The sequence below is a fragment of the Thiocapsa sp. UBA6158 genome (assembly GCF_002423035.1).
In the GTDB taxonomy this organism is placed as follows: Bacteria; Pseudomonadota; Gammaproteobacteria; order Chromatiales; family Chromatiaceae; genus Thiocapsa.
Genome location: NZ_DIUM01000139.1, coordinates 1 through 7,459, shown reverse-complemented (window position 1 = coordinate 7,459; position 7,459 = coordinate 1). Strand labels below are relative to the sequence as shown.

Sequence of the window (7,459 nt, the reverse complement as noted above, 5' to 3'; positions counted from 1 at the left end):
AAGCGGTCCAGCCCGTAGGCGAATTGCTCGCCGGCCTGACCGGAGTAGATTGCCAAACTCACCCCGTCCGGGGCACGCGTGGCACAGTCGCGCGGCAGATACTCCTTGATCGCCAGGCGAAGTTGTAGGCTCTCGTCCCGCGCCAGATAGGTGATGCCGAAGCCGCCGTGCCCGAGCACCCGGCCAATGCGATAGCGTCCGTCGAGCAGGGTGCCCAAGGCCAGTGCCGGCGGCGGGTTGTCCGCGCCCGGCTGCCAGCCGCAGTGTGGACAAGGAGTGGCGGTCAAGTCGCCGAAGCAGTTGGGGCAGGCGGAATTGTTCGCGGTGTCCATCGGGGGAGTCGATCCTGGAGACTTGGGATTGCAGCCGTGCCTGTCGGACTTTATCACAGAGCCTGCATCTTGCTCGGGACAGGGTCAGCATCGAAGCGCATAAGGACGACTCAACCCATCGACCGATCGCACAGAAGTGGCTTTGCTCGTCACTTGGGCCAAGCGGACACATGGCGCAGAGCGCCAGGGGCATGCGGGACACCACTGAGCTGGGGTCACGAACTCTTGACGGTTTGGGCGGCCGGTCCGATGAGCGGGGTCCACAGAAGCCGAAGAGATGACGGGGTCGCGTCAATCAATCCTGTCGTGCGAATCCGCTGAACTGTCGTCCCGGGTATAGCGGAGAATCAGGGCATCCCCATGCGCCTTGACCTTCGGAATCGCCGCGAGCAGCGCCGGAGTCAAGGCGGCGACCGCCCGAAAGATGTCCGGCATCTGGTCGCTGACATATTCGTGGGCAATCAGGTTTCTCAGCTCTCGAATGCGCATCAGCTGACCGGACTCCTCGAACAAACCGCGTTTTTCGGCACGTTGAATGCGGTCCAGCACGCTGTCGCGAGGCGACAACTCCAGGTCATCGATCAGCCGCAGAACACGCTGCACCAGCAGATCAGCGAGACGCGCAAAACGACTGGTCAGGGATTCCAGACGTTCGAGCTCCTCGAGTGACCACACCGGCCGGTCGATCAGCTCGCGCGAGCGATCCAACGAGAACCTCAAATGGGTCGCGGCCAATTCCAGATTGACCATCTCGTCGCGCAGCCATTGGATCTGATCTGATTTCATAGACGTATCCCCGTCTCGACCGCGATGCGCGCCACCGGACGAGAGGTGTCCGGCTCGATCATCAGATCGATTTTTTGCTCGCCCAAACGCCGATGCAAGCGCGCCAAGAGATCGAGCTTGGCCATGAAGTCGATCCGGCTCGACAGAACGAGCAGATCGATGTCGCCACCCCTGGCCTGATCGTCGACGCGGGATCCGAAAAGATAAATCTCGGCATCCGGGTCGATCGCGGTAATCGAATCCTGGATCAGTTGATGTTCGATGGGGCTCAAACGCATCGTCGGCGCCTTTTCCGGAGCATTGAGATCACTTGCGGTTTAATTGCGAGGCTGTACAAACCCGCCGAAATTTGCGCCTTGGTTGGTCTGTTGTGACGAGTCCGGTTTAAACCCGGTAGAAGCCTCGATACCACTCCACAAACCGCGCCACCCCTTCGCCGACCGGGGTATCCGGGCAGTAGCCGGTATCGCGCACTAGGTCGGCGACGTCGGCATAGGTGTCCGGGACATCGCCCGGCTGCAGGGGGAGCAGGTTGATCTGCGCCTTGCGACCCAGCGCCTCTTCGAGGAAGGCGATGTAGTCCATCAGCTCGACCGGCTTGTTGTTGCCGATGTTGTAGATGCGATAGGGCCCCTGACTGGTCGCGGGATCGGGCTGTGCGCCGGACCAGCTCGGATCGCCGGTCGGGACGCGATCCAGGACGCGGATGACACCTTCCACGATGTCGTCGACGAAGGTGAAGTCGCGACGGTGCTTGCCGTAGTTGAAGACGTCGATCGGCTCGCCGGCGAGGATGGCGCGGGTGAACTTGAAGAGCGCCATGTCGGGCCGCCCCCAGGGGCCGTAGACGGTGAAAAAGCGCAGGCCGGTNNCCTTCTTGCTGGCGGCGTAGAGGCTCAAGGGGTGATCGACGTTGTGATGGATCGAGAAGGGCATGGCGGTGTTGGCGCCGTAGACCGAGCTGCTCGAGGCATAGACCAGATGCTCGACCTCGACATCCCGACAGCCTTCCAGGATGTGCGCGAAGCCGACCAGGTTGGTGTTGACGTAGGCCATCGGGTTTTCGATCGAGTAGCGCACGCCGGCTTGGGCTGCGAGGTGCACGACCCGGTCGGGGCGGTGCAGGGCGAAGAGTTCGCGCATGCGTGCACCGTCCTCGATGTCGACGCGCTCGTCGCGGAAGCCGTCGAAGGGCAAGGTGCGGGCGAGTCGTGCCTCCTTGAGCGCGACATCGTAGTAGTCGTTCAGATTGTCGATTCCGATCACCTCGTCGCCACGAGCGAGGAGGCGTAAGGACAGGGCCGAGCCGATAAAACCGGCGCTGCCGGTCACCATGACTTTCATACGTCTACTCCTTCGTGTTGACCGTCATCCGGGGTGTTGAACGTCATCCGGCCCAGCCGAGCATCTCGCAGGCGTGGTCGCGGGTGCGTGCGGTGATCTTGGTGCCGCCGAGCATGCGGGCGATCTCGTCCACGCGCGCATCCGGGTCGAGTGTCTCGATGCGGGTGTAGGTCTGGCCGTCGAGGGTCTCTTTGCGGACCCGAAGCTGCTGGTGGGCCTGAGCGGCGACCTGGGGAAGATGGGTCACGCAGAGCACCTGGCGCGAGTCGCCGAGTCGGCGCAGCAGCCGCCCGACGATCTCCGCGATCCCGCCGCCGATGCCGACATCGACCTCGTCGAACACCAGGGTCGGGACGCTTCCGCACTCGGCGGTGGCGACCTGAATGCCGAGGCTGATGCGCGAGAGCTCGCCGCCCGAGGCGACCTTCGCGAGCGGCTGCAACGGCTGGCCCGGGTTGGCGCTGACCAGGAAGGCGATGCGTTCGAGTCCGCCCGCGCCGGCGCGTTCGGGGGGCAGTGCCTCGATCTCCACGGCGAAGCGCCCGCCGGCCATGCCGAGCTGCTGCATCGCCTCCGTGACGGTCCGGTTCAGGCGCTCGGCGGCCTCGGCCCGTGCCTCGCCGAGCGCGCGCGCTTGATCGAGAAAGGCGTGCAGCGCGGCATCGCGCGAGGCGCGCAGATCACCGAGCCGCAGATCGGCCTGCTCGAGCGTATCCAGCTCCGTCTGACGCGCGATCAAGGCATCCGGCAGCTCGACCGGCAGGACGCGGAACTTGCGCGCCAGATCATGGATCTGTGCGATGCGGGTCTCGACCGCGTCGCGGGCGGCCGGATCGATCTCCAGGCCGTCGAGATAATGGCGCAGGCTTGCGGCGGCCTCGCCGGCATGGATCGCGGCGGTCTCCAGCAGGTCGCGGGGCTCGACCAAGGCGGGATCGATGGCGGCCAGATCGGCCAGATCCGAGCCGGCCGAGCGCAGCTGATCGGCGATCGAGGGCTCGGCCTCCGACAGCACCTCGAGGATACGCGCGGCGGTCTCCTGCAGGCGCCCCAGATGGCTCAGGCGTCGCTGCTCTTGGTCGAGACCCTCGATCTCGGCGGCGCTCAGTCCGAGCGCGGCCAGCTCTTCGACTTGGAACCGCAGCAGATCGAGTCGCTCGGCCCGCTCCTGTCGCGCCGACTCCAGTGCCCCGAGCTGTTGGTCGAGTCCTCGGTACTCGCGAAAGGCTGCGGCGACCGCGGCGGCGAGGACCGCGTGGCCCCCGTAGGCGTCCAAGAGATCGCGCTGGGCATTGGCGCGGAGCAGCGACTGGTGGGCGTGCTGGCCGTGGATGTCGACCAGGAGATCGCCGAGGTCGCGCAGTTGGGCGCCGGTGGCGGGTCGGCCGTTGACATAGGCGCGCGAGCGTCCGTCGCGCACGATCAGGCGGCGCACCAGACAGTCGCCGTCCTCGTCGAGATCCTGCTCGGCGAGCCAGGCGCGTGCACCGGGGACCGCCGCCACATCGAACCCGGCGACGATCTCGGCGCGCTCGCACCCGGCGCGGATCATTGCGGCGTCCGCCTTATCGCCCAGGGCGAGGCCCAGCGCATCGATCATGATGGACTTGCCTGCACCGGTCTCGCCGGTGAGCGCCGTCATGCCCGACGTGAAATCAAGCTCGAGCGAGCTGACGATGGCCAGGTCTTTGACGAGGATGTGTGTCAGCATCGGGAAAGGTCCGACGACAGCTCAAGGCACGATAGGGGGCAGGTGCCCGCCCCAGCCGAGTTTCGCCCGCAGGATCTGATAATGATCGTGGCCCCGCGGATGGAGCAGATGGGCGGAATGCGGATGTCGGACCACCTCGATGGACGCGCGCGGGGGCAGCTGCAGGTCGGCCTGACCGTCGCAGGTGACCTGCACGTGACCCTGGTCGAGTCCGCGCACCCTGACCTCGATCCGTCGATCGCCCGGGACGACCAGCGGCCGGTTGCTCAGATCGTGCGGGCAGATGGGCACCAACAGGAGCGCATCCAGGGCCGGATCCACCAGTGGGCCGCCGCCCGAGAGCGCATAGGCGGTCGATCCGGTCGGGGTGGCGATGATCAAGCCATCCGAGCGTTGGGCCGAGACGAAGACGCCGTCGATGTCCATCTCGAGCTCGACCATGCGGGCCGTATTCCATTTGTGGATGACGACGTCGTTCAGGGCCGCGTAGCTGCGCTTGAAACCGTCCTCGGCGATGACGCGCACCGACAACATGGCGCGGCGGTCGGATTGGTATTCGCCGGCGAGGATCGGGTCGAGCGCGGACTCGATATCCTGCGGCGAGACATCGACCAGGAATCCGAGTCGCCCGAGGTTGATTCCCACCAGAGGGACGCCGTAGGCGGCCATCATACGCGCGGCGTGCAGGAGGGTCCCGTCCCCGCCGACTACGACGACCAGATCGCATCCTGCGCCGAGCTCCGCGACCGGGACCGCTGCCCCGACCTCCGCGCCGAGCAGATGGGCGCTCTCGGCATCGAGTCGCACCTGGATGCACCGCGAACGCAGGTAGGCGCCGAGGCGACGCAATGTCCCGACCACCTTCTCCGGGTCGCCTTGCTTCGCGATGATGCCGACGGTGTTGAATTGCGGCATGAGGTCTGTCAGAGGCTGGGATCCGGAAGGGCTTGCGGCCGTTAAAGCTAGCATGGGCGAGGGATGACGCCAATAGGCGCGCCGAGCAGCCTTGACAGGCTTGGCCCGAATCCCTAAATTGCCGTGTTAGCACTCTTCCGAGGTGAGTGCTAAATCGCGGCCGGTCGGTTCGGACGTGCTCCGACGACGTCGCTCGCCGCGGTCGGAATCCATATCATCGCCGGTTCAATGGCAGACGCACCTTGTCAAGCGAGACACGTACTACCGAGGGTCAGGTCAGCGATCGTGCGCTCCATTTCCTGAAGGCGCTCGTTGAGCGTTACATCCGGGAAGGTCAGCCGGTCGGCTCGCGGACCTTGGCGAAGGACACCGGGTTGGATCTGAGTCCGGCCACGGTCCGCAATGTCATGGCAGATCTCGAGGACCTGGGTCTCGTGGTCTCGCCGCACACCTCCGCGGGACGGGTTCCGACGGTCGCGGGCTATCGGCTGTTCGTCGATACGCTGCTGACCGTGCGTCCGCCGTCCGAGGACGACATCGCCAGTCTGCGCACCCGCTTCGAGACGCGCTCCGACGCCAAATCACTGGTGGAGACGGCGTCTACGCTCTTGTCGGGCATCACGCACTTGGCCGGTGTCGTCATGCTGCCGCGTCATGAGCGCAATGTGTTTCGCCAAATCGAGCTGTTACCCTTGTCGGGGACGCGGGTGCTGGCGATCCTCGTGACCAGCGAGGGCGAGGTCCACAACCGCATCATTGCGACCGAGCGCCGCTTCAGCGCCTCGCAATTGGAGCAGGCGTCAAACTATCTCAACGAGATCTTTACCGGCCAAGACATCAAGGACGTGCGCAAGCGTCTCGTCGAAGATCTCAAGAGCACGCATCGCAATATGGATCAGCTCATGATGCGTGCGGTGATGCTGGCTCACGAGGTTGTCGAGTCGGCCGAGCGCAAGGACGACTGCTTTATCGCCGGTCAGACCAATCTCATGGAGTTCGGCGAGCTGGCCAGCATGGAGCGGCTCAGACAGCTGTTCGAAGCCTTCAACGAAAAGCGCGAGATTCTGCACATCCTCGACCGCTGCATCGCCGCCGACGGGGTTCAGATCTTCATCGGCGAGGAGTCGGGTTATGCGCTGCTCGACGACTGCAGCGTCGTGACCCAGACCTACCGGGTGGATGAGGAGGTCGTGGGTGTGCTGGGCGTGATCGGCCCGACGCGCATGGACTATCAGCGCGTCATCCCGATCGTGGACGTCACCGCTCGACTGCTGGCGGCGGCGCTCAGACAATAGTTTTTGGTTTTTGGGGTCGGTTGTACGGCCGAGACGCCGAAAAGAAGGCGCGGCGCGACGGCGGACCGGGATACGGGAGAGCCTAATGAGTACGGAATCAACAAAACAGAACGAAGCGACCGAGGCGGCGGAGGAGGAGGCCCTTCTGGAGGATGCCTCGGCGTCCCGTCCGGTCGACGCCGAAGGCGATCGTGCGAGCGCTGCGCAGCCGCCGACGCCCGAGGAGCTCCAGTTGGAGCTGGCCGCCGCGCGCACCGACGCCGAATCGCTGCGCGATCAGGCGCTGCGGGTGCGTGCCGAGATGGAAAACCTCCGGCGGCGTCATGCCGTCGAGTTGGAGAAGGCCCACAAGTACGCATTGGACAGCTTCGTACGCGAGCTCCTGCAGGTGCGTGACAGTCTCGAGCTTGGACACGACGCCGCGCTGGCTGAAGGGGCGGATATCGCCAAGCTGCGCGAAGGCACTGAGCTGACGCTGAAGCTGCTCGGCGATGTGATGGATCGCTTCGGTGTGGCCCCCGTGGATCCGATCGAGCAACCCTTTGACCCGGAGTTTCATCAAGCGATGACGATGCAGCCGCGCTCGGATCTGCCGCCGAACACCGTGGTGGCGGTCATGCAGAAAGGCTACACGCTCAACGGGCGCTTGGTGCGCCCGGCGTTGGTCATAGTCTCTCAGCAGGCATCCTGATATCGGCTTGAACGACCGGGGGTTTTCCCCAACCTCCGAATCAAATCGGAGGCCGTTCAGCCACACAAGACACATTTTTGGAGAATATGCTCATGGGTAAAATCATCGGTATCGATCTCGGGACGACCAACTCCTGCGTCGCCGTGATGGAAGGCGACAACGTCAAGGTCATCGAGAACGCCGAAGGCGACCGCACCACACCGTCGATCGTCGCCTACACGGGTGACGGCGAGGTGTTGGTCGGACAGTCCGCCAAGCGCCAGTCGGTCACCAACCCGGCCAACACACTGTTTGCGATCAAGCGACTGATCGGACGTCGCTACGAGGACAGTGTCGTCAACAAAGACAAGGACATGGTCGCCTACAAGATCGTCAAGGCCGACAA

At 64.6% G+C, this 7,459-nt stretch carries 8 protein-coding genes and 1 pseudogene; 3 read left to right on the top strand and 6 right to left on the bottom strand.

Going from position 1 to position 7,459, the window contains the following annotated elements; translation table 11 throughout:
* The 6 genes and pseudogenes from B4N44_RS19755 to B4N44_RS19730 form a co-directional block, all read right to left on the bottom strand.
* Window positions 1-332: pseudogene (locus B4N44_RS19755) on the bottom strand (protein kinase); the annotation flags it as partial.
* Between the two features lie 291 nt (window positions 333-623).
* Window positions 624-1,118: a hypothetical protein gene (locus B4N44_RS19750; RefSeq protein WP_296704820.1), complete on the bottom strand. Its 495-nt coding sequence runs from the start codon at window positions 1,116-1,118 to the stop codon at window positions 624-626.
* A complete protein-coding gene (locus B4N44_RS19745; protein WP_414718174.1) occupies window positions 1,115-1,390 on the bottom strand; it encodes a nucleotidyltransferase domain-containing protein in 276 nt (91 codons plus the stop codon). The genes B4N44_RS19750 and B4N44_RS19745 overlap by 4 nt, the downstream gene beginning before the upstream one ends.
* 112 nt (window positions 1,391-1,502) lie before the next feature.
* Complete coding sequence (locus tag B4N44_RS19740; RefSeq protein ID WP_296704814.1) at window positions 1,503-2,462, bottom strand: NAD-dependent epimerase; 960 nt, start codon at window positions 2,460-2,462, stop codon at window positions 1,503-1,505.
* Between the two features lie 43 nt (window positions 2,463-2,505).
* Entirely contained in the window at window positions 2,506-4,173 is a 1,668-nt protein-coding gene (recN, locus tag B4N44_RS19735) for a DNA repair protein RecN (protein WP_296704810.1), read from the bottom strand.
* 21 nt (window positions 4,174-4,194) lie between these two features.
* Window positions 4,195-5,088: an NAD(+) kinase gene (locus B4N44_RS19730; protein WP_296704807.1), complete on the bottom strand. Its 894-nt coding sequence runs from the start codon at window positions 5,086-5,088 to the stop codon at window positions 4,195-4,197.
* A gap of 242 nt (window positions 5,089-5,330) precedes the next feature.
* Here B4N44_RS19730 and hrcA point away from each other — a divergent pair, with 242 nt between their 5' ends.
* From hrcA to B4N44_RS19715, 3 genes are all read left to right on the top strand, one after another.
* Entirely contained in the window at window positions 5,331-6,383 is a 1,053-nt protein-coding gene (gene hrcA / locus B4N44_RS19725; protein WP_296704805.1) for a heat-inducible transcriptional repressor HrcA, read from the top strand.
* Window positions 6,384-6,468: 85 nt separating this feature from the next.
* Window positions 6,469-7,074 carry a nucleotide exchange factor GrpE gene (gene grpE / locus B4N44_RS19720; RefSeq protein ID WP_296704802.1) on the top strand — a complete coding sequence of 202 codons (606 nt, stop codon included), beginning with the start codon at window positions 6,469-6,471 and terminating at the stop codon, window positions 7,072-7,074.
* A 92-nt stretch (window positions 7,075-7,166) separates the two neighbouring features.
* Window positions 7,167-7,459: Hsp70 family protein (locus B4N44_RS19715; protein ID WP_296704799.1), on the top strand; the 293-nt coding region annotated here is incomplete at its 3' end.

Bases quoted from the DNA above. Each gene is read 5' to 3' on its own strand.
- B4N44_RS19750 (WP_296704820.1), bottom strand. From the start codon at position 1,118: ATGAAATCAGATCAGATCCAATGGCTGCGCGACGAGATGGTCAATCTG.
- grpE (WP_296704802.1), top strand. From the start codon at position 6,469: ATGAGTACGGAATCAACAAAACAGAACGAAGCGACCGAGGCGGCGGAG.
- B4N44_RS19730 (WP_296704807.1), bottom strand. From the start codon at position 5,088: ATGCCGCAATTCAACACCGTCGGCATCATCGCGAAGCAAGGCGACCCG.
- recN (WP_296704810.1), bottom strand. From the start codon at position 4,173: ATGCTGACACACATCCTCGTCAAAGACCTGGCCATCGTCAGCTCGCTC.